This is a genomic window from Kitasatospora viridis (assembly GCF_007829815.1).
In the GTDB taxonomy this organism is placed as follows: Bacteria; Actinomycetota; Actinomycetes; order Streptomycetales; family Streptomycetaceae; genus Kitasatospora; species Kitasatospora viridis.
The window spans coordinates 1,822,299-1,846,096 of the sequence record NZ_VIWT01000001.1; the positions used below are offsets into that span (position 1 = coordinate 1,822,299).

Genomic DNA, 23,798 nt, shown 5'->3' on the forward strand with positions numbered 1-23,798 from the left:
CTACAGGCCAGCCTCATCGAGCAGCAGGTACAGCACACCAACCAGCGAGCCGCTACTGACGATCTCTCGGCGGTCGATCATGCCGCGCAGCTCGGAGAGCGGGATCCACTCGATCCGGTCCGACTCGTTGCGCTCGGTCGGCGGCCCGGCGTACTCGACAGCATTGGCCCGGAAGACGAAGTGCTCCGAGTCGGTGATCCCGTTCGCCGGCTGGGCGTAGATCAGCGGCTTGACCTCCGCGACCCGCCAACCGGTCTCCTCCAGCACCTCACGAGCGGCAGCCTCGGCCGGTGACTCGTCCGCCTCGATCAGACCCATGGGCAACTCCCACGCCCACGAGTCCGTGATGAACCGGTGCCGCCACATCATCAGCACCTGCTTATGCTCGTTCACCACCGCCGCCACCGCCAGGTGCCGCAGCTTCAGCACGTGGTGCTCCCACCGATGCCCGTCCGGCTGCTCGACGTCGACCAGCCACACGTTCACCCAAGGGTTCTCGTAGATCGGACGTTCCCCGTGGATCTTCCACTGCATCGCTGCGGCCCCTCTCGACGGACCTTCAGCATGTCAGACCCATCAGGTCTATGGGCATGCCCAAGCCAATTCGCGTCAGAGTGACGAATACCGTCGGATGAACGCGGGGCGCCCACCCTTCGGCCATCCCGTCACCCATCAACGGACCGTCAGGTCGAGACCTCCTGGTCCGTCTCTACTCCGGGTTGTCCACCAAGCTCTGCGCACCCTTCGCGCTGTCCACCAGTGCCCTCCTCGCGTACGCCGGGCTCGCCCCCGCCAGGCCGCACGTAGGGGTGACCAGGACGCGGCGGCCCAGGAGTTGGGGGTCCAGGCCCAGCTTGCGCCACAGCGTGCGGATGCCGCCGACGGCGCCGGCCGGGTCGGACTTCTCCGCGTCCACCGACGGCACCACGCCCGCCAGCAGCACCGTGCCCGCCTCCACCGCCTCGCCGATGGCGTCGTCCTGACGATCCGTCAGGAGCCCGAAGTCCAGCGAGATCCCCGCCACCCCCGCCCGGCGCAGCAGCGGGATCGGCACCCCCGGCGCGCAGCAGTGCACCAGCACCGGGACGTCCAGCGACCGGATCAGCTCGCGCAGTGCCTCCTCCGCGACCTGCCGGTCCACCGCGCGCAGGCGCTGGAACCCGCTGGCCGTCTTCACCGACCCCGCCAGCACGGCCGGCAGCGAGGGCTCGTCGAGCTGCAGCACCACCTGCGCGCCCGGTACCCGCTTGCGGACGTCCGCGAGGTGGCGGCGCAGGCCCTCGGCCAGCGAGCCGGCGATGTCCCGGCAGGCGCCCGGGTCGGCCAGCGCCTTCTCGCCGTGGCGCAGTTCGACGGAAGCGGCGAGTGTCCACGGCCCGACCGCCTGGAGCTTGAGCGCACCCTCGTACCCCTGGGTGAACTCCTCCAGCGCGTCCAGGTCCTCGCCCATCCACGAGTGGGCCCGCCGGGTGTCCCGGCCCGGACGGTCGGCGAACCGCCAGCCGCTGGGCTGCACCTCGGCGAAGAGCTCCACCAGCAGCCCGGCCGAGCGCCCGATCATGTCGGCCCCCGGCCCGCGGGCGGGCAGCTCGGGCAGGAAGGGCAGCTGCTCCAGCGCGCCGACCGAGGTCCGGGCGGCCTCCCGCGCGTCCGTCCCGGGCATCGACCCGATCCCGGTCGCGGCGCCGGTCAGCTCGGGGAAGGGGTAGTCATCGCTCACACCGGAAGCCTAGAGGAGCGGGCCGGTCAGACCGACTGCAGCTGCTTCTCGAAGGCGTCGTAGTCGACCACCTGGTCGGCGGGCGGGGCCTGGATGCTGACGGGCTGGTTGAAGTCGGAGAAGTCGATCACCGCGGCCCCACCCCCGTCGTCGACCTTCAGCAGGTAGGGAGTGCCCTGGGAGGCCACGTAGAGGATGGTGTCCTGCCCTTGGTCGTCCTTGCCGTAGATCTTGAGGGCGGGTACGCCGTTGGCGCCGCTCTCGGCACCCTTGGTGTAGGCGGCCCCGGCCGGCTCGTCGGAGGTCTCCTTGGCGACCAGGCTGCACAGCTGCGCCATCGGGGCCAGCGCCGGATCGTCCTGCGCTCCGGTGAGGTAGCGCCCCTTGAACAGCTCGGCGGCCTGCGGTCCGGCGCCCGGCTTGCCCGCCTTGGTGGCGGCGTACTGCCAGAACGTGGCGTCCGGCTTCATCCAGGTGCCGTCGGCGTTGTGGATGATCTCCAGGGTGCCGAACTGTTCCGAGCTGATCGTCCCCTGGCAGTGCTGCTGGTTGTCGAAGGAGAGGTCGACGGTCACCGGCCCGCCCTTGGCGCCGATGGAGCCGCCCACCTTGACCGTGGTGGCCGAGGCCAGCGCCTTCTTCGCGGCCTGCTCGATCTGATCGGCCGTCATGCCGTCGAAGGCCGACCCGCCGCTCGGGCTCGCGGAGGCCGACCCGTCGCTCGGGCTAGCGGAGGCCGACGGCGAGGCGGGAGCCTTCGCCTTGCCGTCGTTGCTGGTGTCCTTCGGGTCACCGCACCCGGTGGCGCCCACCGCGAGGGCGGCGCAGAGCAGGGCGGCGGGGAGGAGGCGGTTGGCGGGCATGCGGTTCCTTCGACTCGGTCGGCGGGTGCCGGTTCAGACGGACTGGGCCTGCTGCTGGACCGTCGACCGGTCGATCACCAGGTCGGCCGGCGCGGCCTGGAGGTCGAGCGGCTTGTTGTAGTCGAGGAAGTCGAACTGGCCGTAGTCGCCGCCGCTGGCCTCCTCGGCGTCGTTGCCGTCCTCGCCGGCGCTGTCACCGGCACCGGACATCTGGTCGATCAGGTCGCACATGCGGGCCACGTCCGTCAGCTTCGGGTCGTCCTGCGCTCCCGTCAGGTAGTGGAGGCGGCGAGGGCCCGACTGGAGAACATGACCATCCTTCAACCCGACCGTCACATCATGGAGATGAGGTGATCATTATCCATCGGACCGGTCGCCGCCGAAACGGAATATCCCCCGGCGGACACACCGCCGGGGGACACCCTCAAGCCCTGATCAGACCGACTGGACCTTCTTCTGGAAGTCGCTGTAGTTGATCACCTGGTCGGCCGGCGGGGCCTGGATGCTCAGCGGCTTGTTGAACTCGCTGAGGTCGAACTGGCCCGGCTCCGAACCGGTGCTGGTCATCCGCAGCAGGTACGGGGCGCCCTGGGTGGCGATGTAGACGCTGCCCGGACCGTCCTGATCCTTGGTGTCGATCTCGATCGCACCCTGGCCGTTGATCGTGGTGGGGGCGGCCTTGGTGGCACTGTCCGGCTTGGAGTTGTCACCCGCGATGCCGGAGATCATGTCGCACATGCTCGCCATGTCCTTGAAGTTCTGGTCGTCCTGCGCACCCGTCAGGTACTTGCCGCTGAACATCTTGGCGACGGCGGGGCCGGCGGAGGCGTGGCCCTCCTGCGCACTGACGTTCTGCCAGAAGGCGGCGTCCGGCTTCATCCAGGTGCCGGAGGCGTTGTGGATGATCTCCACGCTGCCGGTCGCGCCGACGGTCACGGTGCCGGCGCAGTTCTTGTCCTTGTCGGCGCGCAGGTCCATGACGGTCTTCTGCCCGTCGGTGGTGATGTTGCCGGCCATCCGCATCGAGGTGATCGAGCTCATGGCGGTGTGCGCCTTGTCGAGGATGTCGTCGGCGGAAAGGGTGCTGACGTCCAGCCCGGAGGGGCTGGGGGACGCCGAGGGGCTGGCGGGGGCGGCGGCGGAGGCCGGGGCCGCGGCGGAGGCCGGCGAGGACGCCTTGGTGGATCCGCTCGACCCGCACGCGGTGGCGCCCACGGCGAGGGTGACACAGAGCACGGCAGCGGAGGGCACGAGCCGGTTGGAGAACATGAGAATCCTTGAGCCGAAAATTAATATTTGTCAGGCAGAAGGATGAGTATGCACAGTGCCGGCCGGGCCGCCGACGGCGGCCCGGCAGTTGCCGGCCCTAGCGGCCCGGACGCACCGTCAGTTCGGTCAGTTCGGCGTCCCGCGGCAGGTCGATCGCGGTCAGCAGGGCGGTGGCCACCGACTCCGGGGAGATCCACGCGTCGGCGTCGTACTCCTTGCCCTCCTGCCGGTGCACCTTGGCCTGCATCGGGGTCGCGGTGCGGCCCGGGTAGACCGTGGTGACCCGGACGCCGTTGCCGTGCTCCTCCTCGCGCAGCGCGTCGGCCAGCGCGCGCAGGCCGAACTTGCTGGCCGCGTAGGAGCCCCACTCGGCGTTCGCCCGCAGGCCCGCACCGGAGTTGACGAAGACCACGTGGCCGCGGGACTGGCGCAGCTGCGGCAGCAGCAGCCGGGTCAGCTCGGCCGGCGCCACCAGGTTGGCCGCCAGGGTGTCGTTCCAGACCTTGACCGGGGTGTCGCCGATCGGGCCCAGCTCGACCACGCCGGCGATGTGCAGCAGCGAGTCCAGCTCCTGCGGCGGGCTCTGGTGGCCCAGCGCCCAGGAGAGCTTGGCCGGGTCGGCCAGGTCGCCGACCAGGGTGTGCGCGCCGGGGAACCGCTCGCGCAGCTCGGCGGCCCGGCCGGCGTTGCGGGCCAGCAGCCAGACCTCGTCCCCCCGGTCGAGCAGGCGCTGAGCGACGGTGGCGCCGATGCCGGAACCGGCACCGGTGAGCAGATGGGTGGACATGACGGCCTCTCAGGCAATGTTTCTCAGGCGAGGTTTCTCAGGCTGCGGTCTTCTCAGGCTGCGATTTTTCAGGAAGCGGCGGCGAGCAGCTCGAAGACCTCGGCCGGGGTGCCGGCGAAGGAGACCAGCTCGGCCAGCGGACGCGGCAGGAAGCCCTCGGCCTCCATCCGCTCCAGCTGGGTGCGCAGGCCCGCGTAGAAGCCCTCGGTGTCCAGCAGGACGATCGGCTTGTCGTGCAGGCCGTGCTTCCTGAGCTCCACCACCTCGGTGACCTCGTCCAGCGTGCCGAGCCCGCCGGCCAGCACCACCACGGCGTCGGCCCGGGCCAGCAGCTCCGCCTTGCGGGCCGCGAGGTCGGCGGTCATCACCAGCTCGTCGGCGCCCTGGTAGCCCTTGTGCGCGAGCAGTTCGACCAGCACGCCGACCAGGCGGCCGCCGGCCGCCTTGACCTCGTCGGCGAGCAGGCCCATCAGGCCGGCGTTGGAGCCGCCCCAGACCAGGGTGTGGCCGCCCGAGCCGAGCAGCCGGGCGAACTCGGCGGCGGGGACGGAGTAGCGGTCGTCCAGTGAGTACGCGGAGCAGAAGACGGTGATGTTCATGATGGGAAAAGAACTATCAGATGCCCGCGACGGCCCGCCGCTCCGTTTCCGCGATGGTCGCCGAACCCACCACCCGGGTGCCGTCGTAGAGCACCACCGCCTGACCCGGCGCAATGCCGCGCACCGGCCGGTCCAGCCGCACCCGCAGCTCCTCGCCCACCGCCTCGGCGGTGACCGGCACCTCCTCGCCGTGCGCCCGCAGCTGCGCGGTGTACCGGCCGGCGCCCTCGGGGGCCGGGCCGCACCAGCGCGGCCGGATCGCGGTGAGCCCCAGCACGTCCAGGCCCTCGGCCGGGCCGACCGTGACGGTGTTGGTCACCGGGGAGATGTCCAGCACGTAGCGCGGCTTGCCGTCGGCGGCCGGACGGCCGATCCGCAGGCCCTTGCGCTGGCCGATGGTGAAGCCGAACGCGCCGTCGTGCTCGCCCAGCTTGGTGCCGTCGGCGTCCACGATGTCGCCGGTCGCGGCGCCCAGGCGCTCGGCCAGGAAGCCCTGGGTGTCGCCGTCGGCGATGAAGCAGATGTCGTGGCTGTCCGGCTTCTTGGCCACGGCCAGCCCGCGCTGCTCGGCCTCGGCCCGGATCAGCTCCTTGGTGGTGTCGCCGAGCGGGAAGAGCGAGTGCGCCAACTGCTCGGCGTCCAGCACGCCGAGCACGTAGGACTGGTCCTTGGCCGCGTCCACCGCGCGGTGCAGCTCCCGGCCGCCGCCGGGCAGCTCGACCACCCGCGCGTAGTGGCCGGTGCAGACCGCGTCGAAGCCGAGCGCCAGCGCCTTGTCCAGCAGCGCGGCGAACTTGATCTTCTCGTTGCAGCGCAGGCACGGGTTGGGGGTCCGGCCGGCCGCGTACTCGGCGACGAAGTCGTCGATCACGTCCTCGCGGAACCGCTCGGCCAGGTCCCAGACGTAGAACGGGATGCCGATCACGTCGGCCGCCCGGCGGGCGTCCCGGGAGTCCTCCAGGGTGCAGCAGCCCCGGGCGCCGGTGCGGAAGGACTGCGGGTTCGAGGAGAGCGCCAGGTGCACCCCGGTCACCTCGTGCCCGGCTTGCGCGGCGCGGGCGGCGGCGACGGCGGAGTCGACCCCGCCGGACATCGCGGCGAGCACGCGCAGGCGCCCCGAACCGGAGGGGGCGGAGGAGGGACCGCTGGGGGCACCGGGGAACTCAGTCATAGTGCCCTCCAGCCTACGCAATCCCGCGACGGGCCCTAGCGCTGTCCCGCGTTCCGGGCCCGCTCCACCACCGGGCCGATCGCCGCGGCCAGCGCGGCCACGTCCTCGCCGGTGGAGGTGTGGCCGAGCGAGAACCGCAGCGAGGAGCGGGCCTGCCGGGGCTCGGCGCCGATCGCCAGCAGCACGTGGCTGGGCTGCGGCACCCCGGCCGAGCAGGCCGAGCCGGTGGACACCTCGATGCCGGCCGCGTCCAGCAGCATCAGCAGCGCGTCGCCCTCGCAGCCGGGGAAGGAGAAGTGCGCGTTCGCGGGCAGCCGGCCGGCCGGCGACGGGTCGCCGTTGAGCACCGCGTCCGGCACCGCCGCGCGGACCCGGGCGATCAGTTCGTCGCGCAGCGCGCCGATCCGGGCGGCGGACCCGGCCCGGCGCTCGACGGCCAGTTCGGCGGCCACCGCGAAGCCGGCGGCGGCGGGCACGTCCAGGGTGCCGGAGCGCACGTCCCGCTCCTGGCCGCCGCCGTGCAGCAGCGGCACCGGGGCGGCGGCGCGGGAGAGCAGCAGCGCGCCGATCCCGTAGGGCCCGCCGAGCTTGTGGCTGGTGACGGTCAGTGCGTCCACCCCGGCCTCGGCGAAGGAGACCGGCACCTGGCCGACCGCCTGCACCGCGTCGGAGTGCATCGGGATGCCGAACTCGCGCGCCACGGCGGCGAGTTCGGGGATCGGCTGGATGGTGCCGACCTCGTTGTTGGCCCACATCACGGTGACCAGGGCGACCGAGGCCGGGTCCCGCTCGATCGCCTCGCGCAGCGCCTCGGGGTGCACCCGTCCGTGGCCGTCCACCGGCAGGTACTCGACCCGGGCGGCCTCGTGCTCGGCCAGCCACTCCACCGCGTCCAGCACCGCGTGGTGCTCGACCGGGCTGCAGAGCACCCGGGTCCGGGCCGGGTCGGCGGCCCGGCGGGCCCAGTAGAGGCCCTTGACGGCCAGGTTGTCCGATTCGGTACCCCCGCCGGTCAGCACGATCTCGCTGGGGCGGGCGCCGAGCGCGGCCGCCAGCGATTCGCGGGACTCCTCGATCACCCGGCGGGCCCGGCGGCCGGCCGCGTGCAGGGAGGAGGCGTTGCCGGTGGCACCGAGGTGCGCCGTCATCGCGGCGATCGCCTCGGGGAGCATCGGGGTGGTGGCCGCATGGTCGAGGTATGGCATGGCTGGACCAGTGTAGGGCCGCCCCGGCGCGGCCGGGGATCGGCCGCCCGACCGCACGTCACGGTTTGGCCATTGCACGGGCTGCAACGCGCAGTTAGCCTCCTGCTCCACGGGGAACCAGGGCTCGTTGAAGGGGTGGGATCCACGATGTCTCAGACCGTGGACCGGGCGCTGACCGTGCTCGCCTCGCTCGGCGACGGCCCGGCCTCGCTGGAACAGGCCGCGAACCGGATCGGCGTGCACAAGTCCACCGCGCTGCGGCTGCTGCGCACCCTGGAGGAGCACGGCTTCGTGCAGCGCCAGGCCGACCACCGCTACCGGCTCGGCGGGCGGTTGCTCTCGCTGGCGCACAGCGCGCTGGAGGGCATCGACGTGCGGCAGGTGACCGCGCCCTACCTGGCCTCGCTGAGCGAACGCTACGGCCACACCGTGCACCTGGCGATCCTGGACGGCGACGAGGTGCTCTTCATCGACAAGGTGGAGGCCCGCTACCCCGCGCCGGACGACAGCTGGTTGGGCGAGCAGTCCCGGATCGGCCGCCGGGCCCCAGCCGTGGCCACCGCGGCCGGCCGGGTGCTGCTCGCGGACCTGGCGGAGGATCAACTCGCCGGCCTGGTCGAGCGGGCCGACTTCCCGGCCCGCACCCCGCGCAGCCTGCGGTCGGCGGTGGAGCTGCACGCCGAGCTGGCCGCGGTGCGCCGCCAGGGCTGGTCGCTGGACCACGCCGAGTACTCCCCCGCGGTCAACTGCCTGGCCGCCCCGATCCGCGGCAACGACGGCAAGGCGATCGCCGCCTGCACCATCGCGGTGCCCACCGCGGTCGGCCCGGTCTCCGAGCTGAACCGCCTGCTGCCCGAACTGCTCTGCACCGTCGAAGCGGTCTCGCTCGCCTACGGCGGCTCCCCCACTCCGCGCTGGTGCGAGAACCGCTGCGGCGACAAGCACGCGGCCCGCACCGTCAGCTGATCCCTAGAGCACCCCTCAGTCCTCGCTCACCCGCGAGCCGTTGCGGTGCCAGGCCCGCGGGGCCCGCCAACCGTACTTCAGCGCCAGCATCCGCAGCACGAAGGCGACCATCGCCGCACTGGTCGCGGTGATCGTGGTCAAGTGGCCGTGCGCGATCAGCAGCGCCACGATCGTGGCGCCGACCAGCGCCGGCACCGCGTAGATCTCCCGGTCCCAGCGCAGCAGCGCGGGCGTCTCCTGCGCCAGCACGTCGCGCACCACCCCGCCCCCGGCCGCCGTCAGCATGCCGAGCGCGATCGAGGGCACCGTGCCCAGCCCGTAGTCGTGCGCCTTGGCCGTCCCGGTCACGCAGAACAGCCCGAGCCCCAGCGCGTCCAGGGTCTGGATGCTCCGGTTGATCCGCTCCACCTCGGGATGCAGGAAGAACACCACGAGCCCGGCGGCCAGCGGCGTCACGAAGTACCCGGTATTGGTGAACGCGGCCGGCGGCACCGCCCCGATCAACACGTCCCGCAACACCCCGCCGCCCAGCGCGGTGACCTCGGCCAGCACGCAGATCCCGAAGATGTCCATGTTCTTGCGGACGGCGAGCAGCCCACCGGACAGGGCGAAGACGAAGATGCCGATCAGGTCCAGCGTCTGCTGGACGTCGTGGCTGAAGATCTGCGAGGTCACCGCCCTAGTGTCACCGTTCGGACGGAAATCCTCCGAATCGCGCGACCGGGTCGACCGGATGGCGGACGGACCTGTCGAAATCGCCCGGACCCGCCACCGCCACCGCACAGCCCTCGGGGTAATTCGGACCCTGCCCTTCCACCCGGCGCCGCCGTTCGTCACACTGTCGGCCGTGCCCAGAACCGCGAACGCCACGACACCCCGGCAGGTCCGCCGGCTCACCGCCATGGCCTTCTTCGGGCCGCCGTTGATCATCGGCCTCTCCCTGCTGATCGCGAACCCGGACTGGAGCGGGCTCGGGATCATCGGCGGGACGGTCGCCCTGATCGCGACCATGGTGATGGTCATGTACGCCGCGCCCAGCGGTTGGCTGATGGTCGGCGGGGTGGTGCTGGGCATCGCCTCGATCGCGGGGCCCGGGCTGATCCTGCAGGGCGAGGTGCTGGCGCACCAGGGGCAGCAGGTGGACGTGCGGGTCACCTCGGTGAAGACGGGCCACGACAAGAACGGGAACCCGGTGTACACCTGCTACCTGGAGCGGGTGGACGGCAAGCCGCTGAAGCACAACCAGATGGGCGGCGACTTCTGCGACGGGCCCGGCTCGGTCGGGGACACCGAGACGGTGCTGGTCGACCCGTACGGCTGGTCCTCTCCGCAGCCGGCCGACACCGACTACAGCGGGATCGACGTCGCCGCCGGCGCGATCCCGGTGGTGCTGGTGCTGTTCGAGCTGCTGGTCTGGCGGGCCCGGGTCAAGGGGCTGCGGCGGACCACCGCCGAGGGCGCGGGTTGCTGATGGCGGCCAAGGCGGACAAGGCGGCCAAGCGCAAGAGCGCCGGCTTCCCACCCCGCACGGTGAAGCGGCTCACCGTGTACGCCGCGCTCTCCCCGCTGCTGATGCTGGCCATCGGGCTGCTCGGCACCGGCCCGTACGGGTTCGTGCCGGCGCTCTTCCTCGGCGCGCTGACCATGGCCGTGGCGATCTCGCTGCTGATCGTCATCGCCCAGAAGGTCTGGCTGTTCTTCGCCGGGCTGGTCACCTCGGTGGCGATCATGTTCGGCGGCGGGATGCTGTTCCAGGCTGAGCTGATGCACAGTCAGGGGCAGCGCACCGAGGTGCTGGTCACCTCGGTGTCGAAGGAGCAGGGCAAGGGCGGCCCGGTCTACCACTGCAAGGTCCGGCGCACCGACGGCCGGGCGATGGACCACACCGACATCGTCGGCCTGGGGTGCGAGGGCCCGCAGTCCCAGGGCACCACCCTGGAACTGCTGGTGGACCCGAGCGGCTGGCTGGCCCCGGGGGCCGCCGACACCGACTTCGGCGACATCCCGGTGGACCTCGGCGTCGTCGGCGTCTCGGTGGCCCTGTTCGAGCTGGCGGTCTGGCGGGCCCTCCGGCTCGGCCTGCGGGCCGCGGGGCCCGCCCGGACCGAGCCGGAGCGCGAACGCTAGACGGCCTCCGGCACGCCCACCGGCGCGTCCTCCGGGAAGTGGCACGCCGCCTGGTGCCCCGGCCGCTGCTCGACGAGCTGCGGCTCCTCGCTCGCGCAGATGTCCTGCGCCTTCCAGCACCGGGTGCGGAAGCGGCACCCGCTCGGCGGGTTGATCGGCGAGGGCACGTCTCCGGTCAGCAGGATGCGCTCGCGGCGCTCCTTGCGCCGCGGGTCCGGCACGGGGACCGCCGACATCAGGGCCTTGGTGTACGGGTGCGCGGGGCCGGCGTAGAGGGATTCGCGGTCGGCGATCTCGACGATCTTGCCGAGGTACATCACGGCCACCCGGTCCGAGACGTGCCGGACCACCGAGAGGTCGTGGGCGATGATCAGGTAGGTCAGGCCGAGTTCGCGCTGCAGGTCGTCCAGCAGGTTGACCACCTGGGCCTGGATCGACACGTCCAGTGCGGAGACCGGCTCGTCGGCCACCACCATCTTCGGCTTGAGCGCCAACGCCCGGGCGATGCCGATGCGTTGCCGCTGGCCGCCGGAGAACTCGTGCGGGTAGCGGTTGTAGTGCTCGGGGTTGAGGCCGCACAGCTCCAGCAGGTCCTGGACCGCGCGCTTCACGCCGTGCTCGGTGGCCACCTTCTGCAGCTTGAACGGCGCGCCGACGATGGTGCCGACGGTGTGCCGGGGGTTTAGCGAGGAGTACGGGTCCTGGAAGATGATCTGGATGTCCTTGCGCAGCGGCCGCATCGCTCCGGTGGACAGGTGGGTGATGTCCCGGCCCTCGAACTCGACCTTGCCGCCGGTCGGTTCGTCGAGCCGGGTGACGAGGCGCCCCATGGTGGACTTGCCGCAGCCGGACTCCCCGACCACGCCGAGCGTCTCACCGGCGTTGACCGAGAAGCTGATCCCGTCCACCGCGCGCACCGCGCCCTTGCCGCCGCGCAGCAGGCCGCCCTTGATCGGGAAGTGCCGCTGGAGGTCGGTGACCCGCAGCAGCGGCTCGCCGACCGGCTTGGACTTGTCCAGCACAACGCTCTGCTTGTCGCTCTGAGTGTCCGTCATGTTCAGTCAGTCCCAAGGTAGTTCAGAGCCGCGGGGCGATCTCTTCGGCGAAGATCCGGTGGCGGTCGGAGGCCGGCAGGTGGCAGGCCGCGAAGTGGCCCGGGGCCGCCTCGGCGAGCACCGGCAGGTCGGCCTGCGAGCGTCCGCCGGTCCGGTCGGCGTACGGGCAGCGCGGGTGGAAGGCGCACCCGCTGGGCACGTTGATCAGGCTCGGCGGGGTGCCGCGGACCGGCACCAGGCGGTCCTGCAGTGCCCGGTCGAGCCGCGGCATGGATCCCAGCAGGCCCCAGGTGTAGGGGTGTTCGGGCGCGTCGAAGAGGGTTTCGGCCGGCCCGCGCTCCACGCACCGCCCGCCGTACATCACCATGATGTCGTCGGCCAGCTCGGCCACCACGCCGAGGTCGTGGGTGATGATGATCACCGCCGAGTGGAACTCCTGCTGGAGGTCGCGGATCAGGTCGAGGATCTGCGCCTGCACGGTGACGTCGAGCGCGGTGGTCGGCTCGTCGGCGATCAGCAGCGCGGGGTCGTTGACCAGCGCCATCGCGATCATCGCGCGCTGGCGCATGCCGCCGGAGAACTGGTGCGGGTAGTCGTCCACCCGGCGGTCCGGCTGCGGGATGCCGACCCGGTCGAGCATCTCGACCGCCCGCTTCCGGGCGATTTTCTTGGAGGCGTCGGGGTGGTGCACCCGGAAGGCCTCGACGATCTGCGCACCCACCGTGTAGTAGGGGTGCATCGCGGTCAGCGGGTCCTGGAAGATCATCGCCATCGAGCGTCCGCGCAGCTTGCGCACCGCTTCCGACTCGGCCGACACCAGCTCCTGGCCGTCCAGCCAGATCTCCCCGCTGATCCGGGCCCGCTTGGAGCGGTGCAGGCCCATGATGCCCAGGGAGGTGACGGACTTCCCGGAGCCGGACTCGCCGACGATGCCCAGGGTGCGGCCGCGGGCCAGGTCGAAGCTGACCCCGTCGACGGACTTCACCAGGCCGTCGTCGGTGTCGAAGTGGATCCGCAGGTCGCGCACCGACAGGAAGGCGTCGCCGGCGGTGTCGCGGCGGTCGGTCACGGGTTCGACGATCACGAGAGCCTCACCCGGGGGTCGATGACGGCGTACAGGAGGTCCACCAGCAGGTTGCACAGCACGATGAAGAAGGCGGCGATCATGGTGACGCCGAGGATCTTCGGCAGGTCGTTGTCGGAGATCGCGGAGACCGCGAAGAAGCCGATGCCCTGCATCGAGAAGACCTGCTCGGTGATCACCGCGCCGCCGAGCAGCAGGCCCAGGTCCATGCCGAAGATGGTCAGGATCGGGGTGAGCGCGGCCCGCAGCCCGTGCCGGACCACCACTTGGCGCTCCGGCAGGCCCTTGGCCCGGGCGGTGCGGATGTAGTCCTCGCTCATCGTCTCCAGCATCCCGGCCCGGGTGAGCCGGGCGTAGAGCGCGGAGTAGAGGAAGGCCAGCGAGATCCACGGCAGGATCAGGTTGGTCGCCCAACTGATCGGGTCATCCGTGAAGTTGACGTAGTGCAGGTCGCCGAAGACGTTCCACTTGTAGCTGAACAGGTAGTGCAGCAGCGCCCCGGTGAAGAAGATCGGCAGCGAGACGCCGGCCAGCGCGACGCCCATCGAGAACCGGTCGAAGATGGACTTCGGCTTCAGCGCCGAGACCACGCCGGTCGCCACGCCCGAGAGCAGCCAGATCACCGCGGCGCCGATCGCCAGCGAGAAGGTCACCGGGATCCGGCTCTCGATCTCCGGCCAGACCTCGATGTGGTTCTTGAACGAGTAGCCGAAGCACGGCACGTGGCAGGTGGTCGCGTCCGGGCCGTACTTGTACTGGGCCCCGGCGAAGATCTGCTTGATGAACCGTCCGAACTGGACGTACAGCGGCTGGTCGAACCCGAGGTTCTTCTTCACCGCGAGCAGCGCGTCGGGGCTCGGGTTCTTGCCGATGTACTGGGCGGCGAGCTGGTCGGTGGTCTCGCCCGCCAGGCGCGGGAGCAGGAAGAAGATGCCGAAGGTGACCGCGCTGACGACCAGCAGCAGCACCACGGCGGCGAACGTCCTGCGGATGATGTAGGCCAACACAGTTGTACGGCTTGGGGCGTCCCGGCCCCGGCCGCGGCCTTCGTGGGGCCGCTGCCGGGGACGGGGCTCCGGTCGCCTTCACCTGCCTTCAGGGGATGGTGAGCCGGGCGCTCAGCTGTTGTTGGTGGTACCGATGTTGAGGTAGTCGTACTCGCCGTTGAAGGCCGAGGTGGAGACCAGGTTGGTGGCGTTCTTCGGCCGGTACAGGAAGACCTTGAAGTCGGTCAGCGGCACGTAGGCGGCGTCGCCCATGGTCAGCTTGTCGATCTGGGCGTAGTCGGCGTTGCGGGCGTTCGGGTCGGTGTTCGAGCCCGCGTCGTCCAGCAGCTTGTCGATCGCCGGGTCGCTCAGCTGGGCGATGTTGCTGTTGCCGGACTGCTTGATCGCCCGGCCGTCGGTGATCTGCTGCAGGAAGCCGTAGCCGCTCGGCCAGTCGGCGCCCCACTGCATCATCATCATGCCGACGCCGTTGCCGTTGATGAAGTTCGGCACGCCCGCGTAGTCGGTGAAGTACTTGCCCTGCGGGTACTGCTGGATGTCCAGCTGGATGCCGACCTTGGCCAGCGCGGCCTGGATCGCCTGGGCGCCGTTGACCTCCTGGGTGCGCTCGGTGCGCGCGGTGATCACGGTGTGGAAGCCGTTCGGGTGGCCGCAGGCCGCCAGCTCCTGCTTCGCCTTGGCGTCGTCGCCCTTGTCACCGGGGGTCGCGTAGTCGTTGAAGGGCTGCTGGCCCGGGATGTCCGGCGGCAGCACGGTGGAGGCGATGGCGCCGCGGATCGGGCCGCCCTGGGCGGTCTGCACCGCGACCTTGTCGATCGCGTACTCGACGGCCTTGCGGCAGTCCACGTTGTCCAGCGGCGCCTGGTGGGTGTTGAGCGCCAGGTAGGTCAGCCGGCCGCCGTAGGAGTTGTCGGTCTGCGCCTTGAGGGAGGGGTCGAGCAGGATCTTCGCCTGGGTCTGCGGGTCGACGCCGCCGCCCACCAGGTCGACCTGGGCGTTGCCGGACATCAGGTCGTTGTCGACGGTGGCCTGGTCGATGTTCTCCTTGAGCACGATCTTGTCCGCGAGCTGCTTGCGGATCGGGTCGGTGCTCGGGTCCCAGTTCGTGTTGGGCACCAGGGTGGCGCCCTTGCCGTCGTCGTAGGACTGGAACTTGTAGGAGCCGCTGGAGACGATGTGCTTGACGTAGTTGGCGCCGTCGTCCTTGGACTGCGGGACCGGGGCGGTCTGCGGCGCGCTCACCAGGTAGTCGAACTCGGCGAACGGCTGCTTGAGGTGGAAGACGATGGTGGTGTCGTCCGGGGTCTCGATCGACTTCAGGCCGTCGGGGCTCTTGTCGGTGTACGGGCCCTGGTACGGCGTGGGGTTGTCGACCAGCAGTTCCTGGAAGTAGGTCGGCCCGTTGGAGTTCACCGCGGGCGCGAAGTTGCTGCGCTCGACCGCGTACTTGACGTCCTTCGAGGTGATCGGGGTGCCGTCGTCGTACTTCAGGCCGCTGCGCAGGTGGTAGGTCCAGGTCTTGCCGCCGTCGCTCGCCTGGCCCATGCCGGAGGCCAGATCGGGCACCAGCTTGTCGCCGTCCTTGCCCGGGCCGGGCGCGAAGGTGGTCAGCGGGCGGGCGTACAGCCGGGAGAAGTTGTAGATGTAGGCGTAGTACGTGTTCCCCGGGTCGAGGGAGTCCGGGGTGCCCTTCATCTCGTAGGTCACCGTGCCGCCCTTGTGGTCGGACGCGTTGACGATCCCCGTGGTGGCGGCGTTCGCCCCGGAGGCGCTGTTGGACGGGCTCGTGGAACCCCCCTTGGCACTACTGGAGCAGCCGCTCACTGCCAGGGCGGCGGTGACGGCCGCCGCGGCCAGCGCGAGGGTACGGGATCGGCGCATAGCAGGATCAACCCCTTGGAGTGTGGTGTGAGCTGAGGGACTTGACGAAAGGTCAGTTGCTGCGCGGGTCGAGCGCGTCGCGCAGTCCGTCGCCGAGCAGGTTGAACGCCAGCACGGTGACGAAGATCGCCAGGCCCGGGACGACGAGGTACTCCGGGTCGACCTGGTAGTAGTGGATCGCGTCGTTCATCATCCCGCCCCAGGAGGCCTGCGGCGGCTGGATGCCGACGCCGAGGAAGCTCAGGCCGGCCTCGAACAGGATGTTGGTCGGGATCAGCAGGGTCGAGTAGACCAGGATCGGGCCGACCAGGTTCGGCAGCAGCTCCTTGAACAGGATGAACGGGCCGCGGGCGCCCAGCGAGCGGGCCGCGAAGACGAACTCCCGCTCGCGCAGCGAGAGCGTCTGCCCGCGCACGATCCGGCCCATGTAGGGCCAGTTGAAGAAGCCGATGACGAAGATCAGCACCGAGATGTGCAGCGGCAGTCCGTGCATCCCGAACGCGCCGCCCTGCAGCGAGGCCGAGATGGAGATCGCGAAGAGCAGCAGCGGGAAGGCCAGGAAGGTGTCCATCACCCTGCTGATCGCGGTGTCCACCCAGCCGCCGTAGTAGCCGGCGACGACGCCCAGCACGGTGCCGATGGTGTTGGAGAGCACGGTGGCGCCGAAGGCGACCAGCAGCGAGACCCAGGACCCCTCGATGATCCGGGAGAGCAGGTCACGGCCCAACTCGGGATCCACGCCGAGCAGGTGACTGGTGCTCATGCCGCCGAACGAGCCGTTCGGGATGCCGCCGAGGTCGGCGTTGAGCAGGTCGGTGTTCTGGGCGTTCGGGTCGAGGCCGAAGGCGGACTCGATCGGCTTGGCCAGCACGGCCAGCAGCACCAGCAAGATGACCACGATGCCGCCGGCCACGGCGGCCTTGTCGCGCTTGAAGCGCTGCCAGGCGATCCGGCCGAGCGATCGGCCCTCGATCGGGGTCCCCCCGGGGGCAGCCGCTCCGGGAGCGGCTGGTGTGGTGTCGGTCGGTGTGCTCATGGGCAGTTGGCGTCCCCTCGCCGACGGTTGTCGGCCCATGGCAGCCCGCAGGAGGACATGGCACTGTCAGGTCCTGGTCAGGACCCGGGAACCAAGCTCGTGCGGTCTGCTCGACTGGTGCGGTGCGCTGAACTCTTCACGCACCCGCCAGCACGGCGCCACCCCTGGTTGGTGAAGGATGCCCAACTGTGATCTACCGAAATCGAAGATCACTAAACCCACTCGTCCAGAATTTTCCCTCTGGAAACTCTTGATCCACTTGCCCCGCGCCTTGATTGACGATCCGTCAGATCGATCTTCAGCGGGAACGCGAAGCGCCCGGACCGTCCTGCGGTCCGGGCGCCGAAATCTCGACGTACGCTCAACGCACGCTCAACTCTCGCTCAGGTCAACGCCCCGGCCACGGCTGCTGCGGCCAGCCCTGCCCCGGGTAGCCGTAACCCGTCGGGTACGACGGCACGGCCGGCGGCGGAGTCGCCTCACGGTGGTAGAACGGCCGGGAGTTGGCCCGCATCCACAGCGCCACCGGGTCGAAGTCGTCGCTCATCGCCACCGTCGAGACGGCCAGCCCGTGCGGCGCCTGACCGATCGCCCGCTGCATCAGCGCCCGCACCGCCTCCACCGCCGGCGGCGAGGTGTCGTACAGCTCCAGCCCGATCGCCAGGTACGGCTCGCCGAGGACCGGCTGCACCCAGGCCCGGCGCAGCGCCCGGACCGGCCGCACCGACGGCGCCTGGTGCGCCAGCAGCCCGAAGAACGCCTCGGTACCGGCCAGCTGCGGATCGCTCAGGCGCAGCGGGCCGGCCGGCAGCCGCTCCAGCCCGGCGGCCACCCGGCGCAGGTCGGCCCAGGGCACGCCGACCCCGCCGCCCGGCGCGTGCGGGTTCAGCCACAGGCCCCAGCGGGAGCGGTACAGCGAGGTGGCGATCTCCTTGCCGGTGATCACCTCGTGCGCCCTGGTCCAGCCGCTGGCGGCCAACTGCTCGGGCGAGGTGACGGCCGGCGCGTAACCCAGGCCGCCGATCTCCATGTTCCCGTACTGCGCGTCCGGGCTGCCCGGACTGCCCTGCCAGAGCAGCATCCAGACCCGGCCCGCGGCCAGCTCCCGGAGCAACTGCTCGTAGGCCTCGTACCGCTCCGGGGCGACCTCGCCCAGCGCCCGCTCCAGGGCCGCGGGGTCCGCGCCCGGGGCCGTGCCCCACGGCCCCGCGCCGCCCACCGGTCCCGTCGTCACCGCTGTCCTTCTCTCCTTGTGCCCACTGCCGCCCGCACCTGCTGCCGCGCTCTCGCCAGCACCCTACGGCGCCCGGGTGACGCCCGTCATCGCGGCATGCCCGCGCCCGCTCAACCCCGCTGGTAGAACGGCGCGACCCGGTGCAGCATCCAGTCCACCACCGGGTCCGCCGCCAGGTCCAGCAGCACGATGTGCACCTCCCCCGGCAGCGGGGCCGCGCCCAGCGCCCGGCCGATCGCGGCGTTCGCCTGCGCCGGGTCCGCCGGGGCGCCCTGGTCCAACTGGACGCCGACGAACATCACGGTCGCCTCGCCCTCCACCGAGGCCAGCGCCCGACGCGCCGTCAGCACCCCCGGCAGCGCGGCCAGCTCCGCCCGCACCGCCGCCAGGAAGGCGACCGGCTCCTCGTGCGGCTCCGGCTCGCGCAGCGCCACCCGGGCGCCCTGGCCGACCGGCCCGCCGCCGACCGCCTCCGCGCGGTGCTCGCGCGGCCCGCGGCGCAGCTCGCCGACCCCCTCCGGCGGGATCGGGATGCCCACCGGCGCCTGCGGGTTCACCGCGATCCCGATCCCCAGCGGCAGGCCCCGGGCGAACTCCCAGGCCGGCGCGACCGCGCAGCTCAGCCCGGGCGCGTGCTTGACGAACTGCTCCTCGGAGGAGAACACCGGCACGTAGGGCGCGCCGGCCAGCTCCACGGTCGGCAGGTCCAGGCCCAGACCCGAGGGGTCGACACCGGCCGGCAGCGGGATCCAGATCTGACTGCGCGCCAGCACCTCGACCACCCGCGGCGTCGCGCCCGGGTCGCCGATCGCCGCGGACAGCACCTGCTCCAGCTCGTTCGCCGGCCAGCCGCCCCCGACGAGCTGCTGCTGCTCCGCCCCCGCCAACCCCTGAGTCTCCACCGCAGCAGGGTACCGGTCGGCCCCTCACCGCCCGCCCCCTCTCCCATCAGGCGGACAGGCGTGCGATGATGTGCGCGCTCAACAAAGACGACGTGCCCGCACGTCGACATACTGGCCGCTCGAACCCGCGCGGGAGAGTCCGGAGGTGCCGTCAGGCACGGACCGGCGCCGAAGGAGCAAGTCCTCCCCGGAATCTCTCAGGCACCCGATACCGCACGGGCGAGGCGAATCTGGAAAGTGGAACACGGCCGTGCCGTGCGCCCACCCACGGTGCAAGCCGCGCCATCCTGGTGGCGGTGAAGCTCTCAGGTTGTGACGACAGACGGGGAGACTCCACCCCAGCCTGCCTGTTTCCAGATTCGGGAGTCCCGCCATGTCCGTGCGCCTGACCGCGCTCGACGCGCTGCACCGCGCCCTCGGCGCCACCATGACCGACTTCGCCGGCTGGGACATGCCGCTGCGCTACGGCAGCGAGCGCGAGGAGCACCTCGCCGTCCGCACCAAGGCCGGTCTCTTCGACCTCTCCCACATGGGCGAGATCACCGTCTCCGGCCCGCAGGCCGGCGAGCTGCTGGACCACGCGCTGGTCGGCTTCATCTCCGCGCTCGGCGTGCTGCGCGCCCGCTACACCATGATCTGCCGCGAGGACGGCGGCATCCTGGACGACCTGATCGTCTACCGGACCGCCGAGCACGAGTACATGGTGGTCGCCAACGCCTCCAACGCCCAGGTGGTGCTCGACGCGCTGACCGAGCGCGCGGCCGGCTTCGACGCCGTGGTCCGCGACGACCGGGACGCCTACGCGCTGCTCGCGGTGCAGGGCCCGGCGGCCAACGCGATCCTCTCCTCGGTCACCGACGCCGACCTGCCCGGCCTCAAGTACTACGCGCTGCTGCCCGCCACCGTCGCGGACAAGCAGGTCTGGCTGGCCCGCACCGGGTACACCGGCGAGGACGGCTTCGAGATCTTCTGCGCCCCCGCCGACGCCGAGCACCTGTGGCAGGCGCTCACCGAGGCCGGCGCGCCGCACGGCCTGGTGCCGGCCGGCCTGTCCTGCCGCGACACGCTGCGCCTGGAGGCCGGCATGCCGCTCTACGGGCACGAGCTGGACACCTCGCTGACCCCGTTCGACGCCGGCCTGGGCCGGGTGGTCCGGTTCGACAAGACCACCAACGGCGGCGAGTTCGTCGGCCGCAAGGCGCTGGAGGCGGCCGCCGCCCAGGCCGAGGCCAACCCTCCGCGCAAGCTGGTCGGCCTGGTCTCCGAGGGCAAGCGGGTGCCGCGCGCCGAGTACGCCGTGGTCGACGCCGAGGGCACCCCGATCGGCCGGATCACCTCCGGCGCGCCCTCCCCCACGCTGGGCAAGCCGATCGCCATCGCCTACCTGGACGCCGCCCACGCGGCCCCCGGCAGCGCCGTCGCGGTGGACGTGCGCGGCAAGCACGAGCCGGTCGAGGTCGTCGCGCTGCCGTTCTACAAGCGCGCCCGCTGACCCTCCGCCACCCCGCAGCGCAGTCGCCGTCCCGCCCGCCGGACCCCGTCGTCCGGCGTGCGGACAGCTCCCTCGTACCCGCTTCCCATCCTGGAGAATGAGCATCATGAGCAACCCGCAGAACCTGCAGTACAGCAAGGAGCACGAGTGGCTGACCGCCGCCGACGCTGACGGGGTCTCGACCGTCGGCATCACCGAGCACGCGGCCACCGCCCTCGGCGACATCGTCTACGTGCAGCTGCCCGCCGTCGGGGACACCGTCACCGCCGGCGAGACCTGCGGCGAGCTCGAATCCACCAAGTCGGTCAGCGACCTCTACTCCCCCGCCTCCGGCGAGGTCGTCGAGGTCAACGAGACCCTCACCGACGAGCCGGCCCTGGTCAACGCGGCCGCCTTCGAGGGCGGCTGGCTCTTCAAGCTCAAGGTCACCGAGGCCCAGGCCGACCTGATGAGCGCCGACGAGTACAGCGCGTTCACCGGCTCCTGACCGAGCGCCGGGCGGCCGCAGCGCGGCGGCCGCCCGCAAGCCTTGCTCTCACCCTCGCCCGTCGCCCGCCCAGGCGTGCCACGCGCGACCGCTCCGATGGGAAGACGCCCCCATGACGGTTCTGAACGAATCCCTGCACGACCTCGACCCGGAGATCGCCGCCGCGGTCGACGCCGAGCTGCGCCGCCAGCAGAGCACCCTGGAGATGATCGCCTCCGAGAACTTCGCCCCGGTGGCGGTCATGGAGGCCCAGGGCTCGGTGCTGACCAACAAGTACGCCGAGGGCTACCCCGGCAAGCGCTACTACGGCGGCTGCGAGCACGTCGACGTGGTCGAGCAGCTGGCCATCGACCGGATCAAGGCGCTGTTCGGCGCCGAGGCCGCCAACGTGCAGCCGCACTCCGGCGCGCAGGCCAACGCCGCCGCGATGTTCGCGCTGATCCAGCCGGGCGACACCATCCTGGGCCTGAACCTGGCGCACGGCGGCCACCTGACCCACGGCATGAAGATCAACTTCTCCGGCAAGCTCTACAACGTGGTCGCGTACCACGTGGACGAGCAGACCGGCCTGGTCGACATGGAGGAGGTCGAGCGCCTCGCCAAGGAGAACCAGCCCAAGCTGATCGTGGCCGGCTGGTCCGCCTACCCGCGCCAGCTCGACTTCGCCGAGTTCCGCCGGATCGCCGACGAGGTCGGCGCCTACCTGATGGTGGACATGGCGCACTTCGCCGGCCTGGTCGCGGCCGGCCTGCACCCCTCGCCGGTGCCGTACGCCGACGTGGTCACCACCACCACCCACAAGACCCTGGGCGGTCCGCGCGGTGGCGTGATCCTCTCCAAGGCCGAGCTGGCCAAGAAGATCAACTCCGCGGTCTTCCCCGGCCAGCAGGGCGGCCCGCTGGAGCACGTGATCGCCGCCAAGGCGGTCGCCTTCAAGGTCGCGGCCTCCGAGGACTTCAAGGAGCGCCAGGCGCGCACCCTGGAGGGCGCCAAGATCCTGGCCGCCCGCCTGCTCCAGGACGACGCCAAGGCGGCCGGCGTCTCGGTGCTGTCCGGCGGCACCGACGTGCACCTGGTCCTGGTCGACCTGCGCAACAGCGAGCTGAACGGCCAGGACGCCGAGGACCGCCTGCACGAGGTCGGCATCACGGTCAACCGCAACGCCGTGCCGAACGACCCGCGCCCGCCGATGGTCACCTCCGGCCTGCGGATCGGCACCCCGGCGCTGGCCACCCGCGGCTTCCGGGCCGAGGACTTCACCGAGGTCGCCGACGTCATCGCCGAGGCCCTGCTGCCGGGCTTCGACGAGGCCAAGAAGACCGCGCTGGCCGCCCGGGTCACCGCGCTCGCCGAGAAGTACCCGCTCTACCCGGGGCTCTGAGCCTCCTCGGGCCGTGGCCGACGTCACCCCCGTCGGCCCGGCCCGATCCACCGGGGCACCGCGCACACTGGAACGTGAGCCGGTGCCCCGTGCCGTGTCCTCCCGCACTTTTTCCGGTCCACGAGACCAGACAAGGACGTCCCCCGTGGCCATCAGCGTCTTCGACCTCTTCTCCATCGGCATCGGCCCCTCCAGCTCGCACACCGTCGGACCGATGCGGGCCGCCCGGATGTTCGCCCGCCGGCTGCGCTCCGAGGGCCTGCTGGAGCAGGTGGCCTCGGTCAAGGCCGAGCTGTTCGGCTCGCTCGGCGCCACCGGCCACGGCCACGGCACCCCGAAGGCGGTGCTGCTCGGCCTGGAGGGCAAGTCGCCGCGCACGGTGGACGTCGCCAAGGCCGACCTGGACGTCGAGCGGATCCGGGCGGACCGCCGGATCGCACTGCTCGGCACCCACACGATCGACTTCGACCCCGACCTCCAGCTGGTGCTGCACCGGCGCAAGTCGCTGCCGTACCACGCCAACGGGATGACCCTGGCCGCGCACGACGCGGCCGGCACCGAGCTGCTCGCCAAGACCTACTACTCGGTCGGCGGCGGCTTCGTGGTGGACGAGGACGCGATCGGCGCCGACCGCGTGGTGCCGGACGACACCCAGCTGCGCTACCCCTTCCGCACCGGCGAGGAGCTGCTGCGGCAGACCCGGGAGACCGGGCTGTCGATCTCCGGCCTGATGCTGGAGAACGAGAAGGCCTGGCGCACCGAGGAGGAGATCCGGACCGGGCTGCTGGAGATCTGGGCGGTCATGAAGGAGTGCGTCTCGGCCGGCATGTCCCGCGAGGGCATCCTGCCGGGCGGCCTGAAGGTGCGCCGCCGGGCCGCCTCCGGCGCCCGGGCGCTGCGCGCGGAGGGCATCGGCCCGGCCAACGCGATGGAGTGGGTCACCCTCTACGCGATGGCGGTGAACGAGGAGAACGCCTCCGGCCAGCGGGTGGTCACCGCGCCGACCAACGGCGCGGCCGGGATCATCCCCGCGGTGCTGCACTACTTCCAGAACTTCGTGCAGGGCGCGGACGAGGACGGCATCGTCCGGTTCCTGCTGGCGGCCGGTGCGATCGGCATGCTCTTCAAGGAGAACGCCTCGATCTCCGGCGCCGAGGTCGGCTGCCAGGGCGAGGTCGGCTCGGCCTGCTCGATGGCGGCCGGCGGCCTGGCCGAGGTGCTCGGCGGCTCCCCCGAGCAGGTGGAGAACGCCGCCGAGATCGGCATCGAGCACAACCTCGGCCTGACCTGCGACCCGGTCGGCGGCCTGGTCCAGATCCCGTGCATCGAGCGCAACGGCATGGCCTCGGTCAAGGCCGTCACCGCCGCCCGGATGGCGCTGCGCGGCGACGGCCGCCACCACGTCTCGCTGGACAAGGCGATCAAGACGATGAAGGAGACCGGCGCCGACATGAAGGTCAAGTACAAGGAGACCAGCCGCGGCGGCCTGGCCGTCAACGTCATCGAGTGCTGATCCCCTGGACGTGTGAAGG

General features: G+C 71.3%; 24 protein-coding genes and 1 riboswitch. Of the genes, 7 read left to right on the forward strand and 17 right to left on the reverse strand.

Going from position 1 to position 23,798, the window contains the following annotated elements:
• The 9 genes from FHX73_RS08060 to FHX73_RS08100 form a co-directional block, all read right to left on the reverse strand.
• The gene (locus FHX73_RS08060; RefSeq protein WP_145904329.1) at positions 1 to 534 is read right to left on the reverse strand and encodes an NUDIX hydrolase; all 534 of its coding nucleotides are present in this window, start codon (positions 532 to 534) and stop codon (positions 1 to 3) included.
• 175 nt (positions 535 to 709) lie between these two features.
• A complete protein-coding gene (locus FHX73_RS08065; protein WP_281292656.1) occupies positions 710 to 1,720 on the reverse strand; it encodes a methionine synthase in 1,011 nt (336 codons plus the stop codon).
• A 26-nt stretch (positions 1,721 to 1,746) separates the two neighbouring features.
• Positions 1,747 to 2,583 (reverse strand): hypothetical protein, encoded by an 837-nt coding sequence (locus FHX73_RS08070; protein ID WP_145904330.1) that lies wholly within the window; start codon positions 2,581 to 2,583, stop codon positions 1,747 to 1,749.
• A gap of 33 nt (positions 2,584 to 2,616) precedes the next feature.
• Complete coding sequence (locus tag FHX73_RS08075) at positions 2,617 to 2,823, reverse strand: hypothetical protein (protein ID WP_145904331.1); 207 nt, start codon at positions 2,821 to 2,823, stop codon at positions 2,617 to 2,619.
• A 195-nt stretch (positions 2,824 to 3,018) separates the two neighbouring features.
• Entirely contained in the window at positions 3,019 to 3,852 is an 834-nt protein-coding gene (locus FHX73_RS08080) for a LolA-like protein (RefSeq protein WP_145904332.1), read from the reverse strand.
• A gap of 97 nt (positions 3,853 to 3,949) precedes the next feature.
• Positions 3,950 to 4,639, reverse strand: a complete 690-nt coding sequence (locus FHX73_RS08085; protein WP_145904333.1) for an SDR family oxidoreductase — start codon at positions 4,637 to 4,639, stop codon at positions 3,950 to 3,952.
• Between the two features lie 68 nt (positions 4,640 to 4,707).
• A complete protein-coding gene (locus FHX73_RS08090) occupies positions 4,708 to 5,238 on the reverse strand; it encodes an LOG family protein (RefSeq protein WP_145904334.1) in 531 nt (176 codons plus the stop codon).
• A gap of 16 nt (positions 5,239 to 5,254) precedes the next feature.
• A complete protein-coding gene (gene mnmA / locus FHX73_RS08095; RefSeq protein WP_145904335.1) occupies positions 5,255 to 6,409 on the reverse strand; it encodes a tRNA 2-thiouridine(34) synthase MnmA in 1,155 nt (384 codons plus the stop codon).
• Between the two features lie 35 nt (positions 6,410 to 6,444).
• Positions 6,445 to 7,614 (reverse strand): cysteine desulfurase family protein, encoded by a 1,170-nt coding sequence (locus FHX73_RS08100; protein ID WP_145904336.1) that lies wholly within the window; start codon positions 7,612 to 7,614, stop codon positions 6,445 to 6,447.
• 147 nt (positions 7,615 to 7,761) lie between these two features.
• On the opposite strand from FHX73_RS08100, the gene FHX73_RS08105 reads away from it, so the two are divergent.
• On the forward strand, positions 7,762 to 8,580 hold the full coding sequence (locus tag FHX73_RS08105) for an IclR family transcriptional regulator (RefSeq protein ID WP_145904337.1): 819 nt from the start codon (positions 7,762 to 7,764) through the stop codon (positions 8,578 to 8,580).
• 15 nt (positions 8,581 to 8,595) lie between these two features.
• On the opposite strand, the gene FHX73_RS08110 is transcribed toward FHX73_RS08105, so the two are convergent.
• Positions 8,596 to 9,255: a trimeric intracellular cation channel family protein gene (locus tag FHX73_RS08110; RefSeq protein ID WP_145904338.1), complete on the reverse strand. Its 660-nt coding sequence runs from the start codon at positions 9,253 to 9,255 to the stop codon at positions 8,596 to 8,598.
• A gap of 172 nt (positions 9,256 to 9,427) precedes the next feature.
• On the opposite strand from FHX73_RS08110, the gene FHX73_RS08115 reads away from it, so the two are divergent.
• On the forward strand, positions 9,428 to 10,051 hold the full coding sequence (locus tag FHX73_RS08115; protein WP_145904339.1) for a hypothetical protein: 624 nt from the start codon (positions 9,428 to 9,430) through the stop codon (positions 10,049 to 10,051).
• Positions 10,051 to 10,707: a hypothetical protein gene (locus FHX73_RS08120; protein ID WP_145904340.1), complete on the forward strand. Its 657-nt coding sequence runs from the start codon at positions 10,051 to 10,053 to the stop codon at positions 10,705 to 10,707. Before FHX73_RS08115 ends, FHX73_RS08120 begins: the two co-directional genes overlap by 1 nt.
• Here FHX73_RS08120 and FHX73_RS08125 read toward each other — a convergent pair.
• The 7 genes from FHX73_RS08125 to FHX73_RS08155 form a co-directional block, all read right to left on the reverse strand.
• Entirely contained in the window at positions 10,704 to 11,762 is a 1,059-nt protein-coding gene (locus FHX73_RS08125) for an ABC transporter ATP-binding protein (RefSeq protein ID WP_145904341.1), read from the reverse strand. The genes FHX73_RS08120 and FHX73_RS08125 overlap by 4 nt on opposite strands.
• A 22-nt stretch (positions 11,763 to 11,784) precedes the next feature.
• Complete coding sequence (locus FHX73_RS08130; RefSeq protein ID WP_246213417.1) at positions 11,785 to 12,831, reverse strand: ABC transporter ATP-binding protein; 1,047 nt, start codon at positions 12,829 to 12,831, stop codon at positions 11,785 to 11,787.
• An 11-nt stretch (positions 12,832 to 12,842) separates the two neighbouring features.
• Positions 12,843 to 13,853 (reverse strand): ABC transporter permease, encoded by a 1,011-nt coding sequence (locus tag FHX73_RS08135; protein ID WP_145904343.1) that lies wholly within the window; start codon positions 13,851 to 13,853, stop codon positions 12,843 to 12,845.
• Between the two features lie 111 nt (positions 13,854 to 13,964).
• Complete coding sequence (locus tag FHX73_RS08140; RefSeq protein ID WP_145904344.1) at positions 13,965 to 15,734, reverse strand: ABC transporter substrate-binding protein; 1,770 nt, start codon at positions 15,732 to 15,734, stop codon at positions 13,965 to 13,967.
• 52 nt (positions 15,735 to 15,786) lie between these two features.
• Complete coding sequence (locus FHX73_RS08145; protein ID WP_145904345.1) at positions 15,787 to 16,770, reverse strand: ABC transporter permease; 984 nt, start codon at positions 16,768 to 16,770, stop codon at positions 15,787 to 15,789.
• 388 nt (positions 16,771 to 17,158) lie between these two features.
• Positions 17,159 to 18,004, reverse strand: a complete 846-nt coding sequence (locus FHX73_RS08150; protein WP_425461370.1) for an enhanced serine sensitivity protein SseB C-terminal domain-containing protein — start codon at positions 18,002 to 18,004, stop codon at positions 17,159 to 17,161.
• Positions 18,005 to 18,114: 110 nt separating this feature from the next.
• Positions 18,115 to 18,906: an enhanced serine sensitivity protein SseB gene (locus tag FHX73_RS08155; RefSeq protein ID WP_145904346.1), complete on the reverse strand. Its 792-nt coding sequence runs from the start codon at positions 18,904 to 18,906 to the stop codon at positions 18,115 to 18,117.
• 120 nt (positions 18,907 to 19,026) lie between these two features.
• Positions 19,027 to 19,130: riboswitch (glycine riboswitch) on the forward strand.
• A 149-nt stretch (positions 19,131 to 19,279) separates the two neighbouring features.
• On the opposite strand from FHX73_RS08155, the gene gcvT reads away from it, so the two are divergent.
• The 4 genes from gcvT to FHX73_RS08175 all read left to right on the forward strand — a co-directional run bounded on the left by gcvT (position 19,280) and on the right by FHX73_RS08175 (position 23,779).
• Positions 19,280 to 20,398, forward strand: coding sequence for a glycine cleavage system aminomethyltransferase GcvT (gcvT, locus tag FHX73_RS08160; protein WP_145904347.1), 1,119 nt, complete (start codon positions 19,280 to 19,282; stop codon positions 20,396 to 20,398).
• Positions 20,399 to 20,504: 106 nt separating this feature from the next.
• The gene (gene gcvH, locus FHX73_RS08165; RefSeq protein WP_145904348.1) at positions 20,505 to 20,885 is read left to right on the forward strand and encodes a glycine cleavage system protein GcvH; all 381 of its coding nucleotides are present in this window, start codon (positions 20,505 to 20,507) and stop codon (positions 20,883 to 20,885) included.
• A 112-nt stretch (positions 20,886 to 20,997) separates the two neighbouring features.
• The gene (glyA, locus tag FHX73_RS08170) at positions 20,998 to 22,266 is read left to right on the forward strand and encodes a serine hydroxymethyltransferase (protein ID WP_145904349.1); all 1,269 of its coding nucleotides are present in this window, start codon (positions 20,998 to 21,000) and stop codon (positions 22,264 to 22,266) included.
• 145 nt (positions 22,267 to 22,411) lie between these two features.
• Positions 22,412 to 23,779 (forward strand): L-serine ammonia-lyase, encoded by a 1,368-nt coding sequence (locus tag FHX73_RS08175; RefSeq protein ID WP_145904350.1) that lies wholly within the window; start codon positions 22,412 to 22,414, stop codon positions 23,777 to 23,779.
• The last annotated feature ends 19 nt before the right edge of the window (positions 23,780 to 23,798 follow it).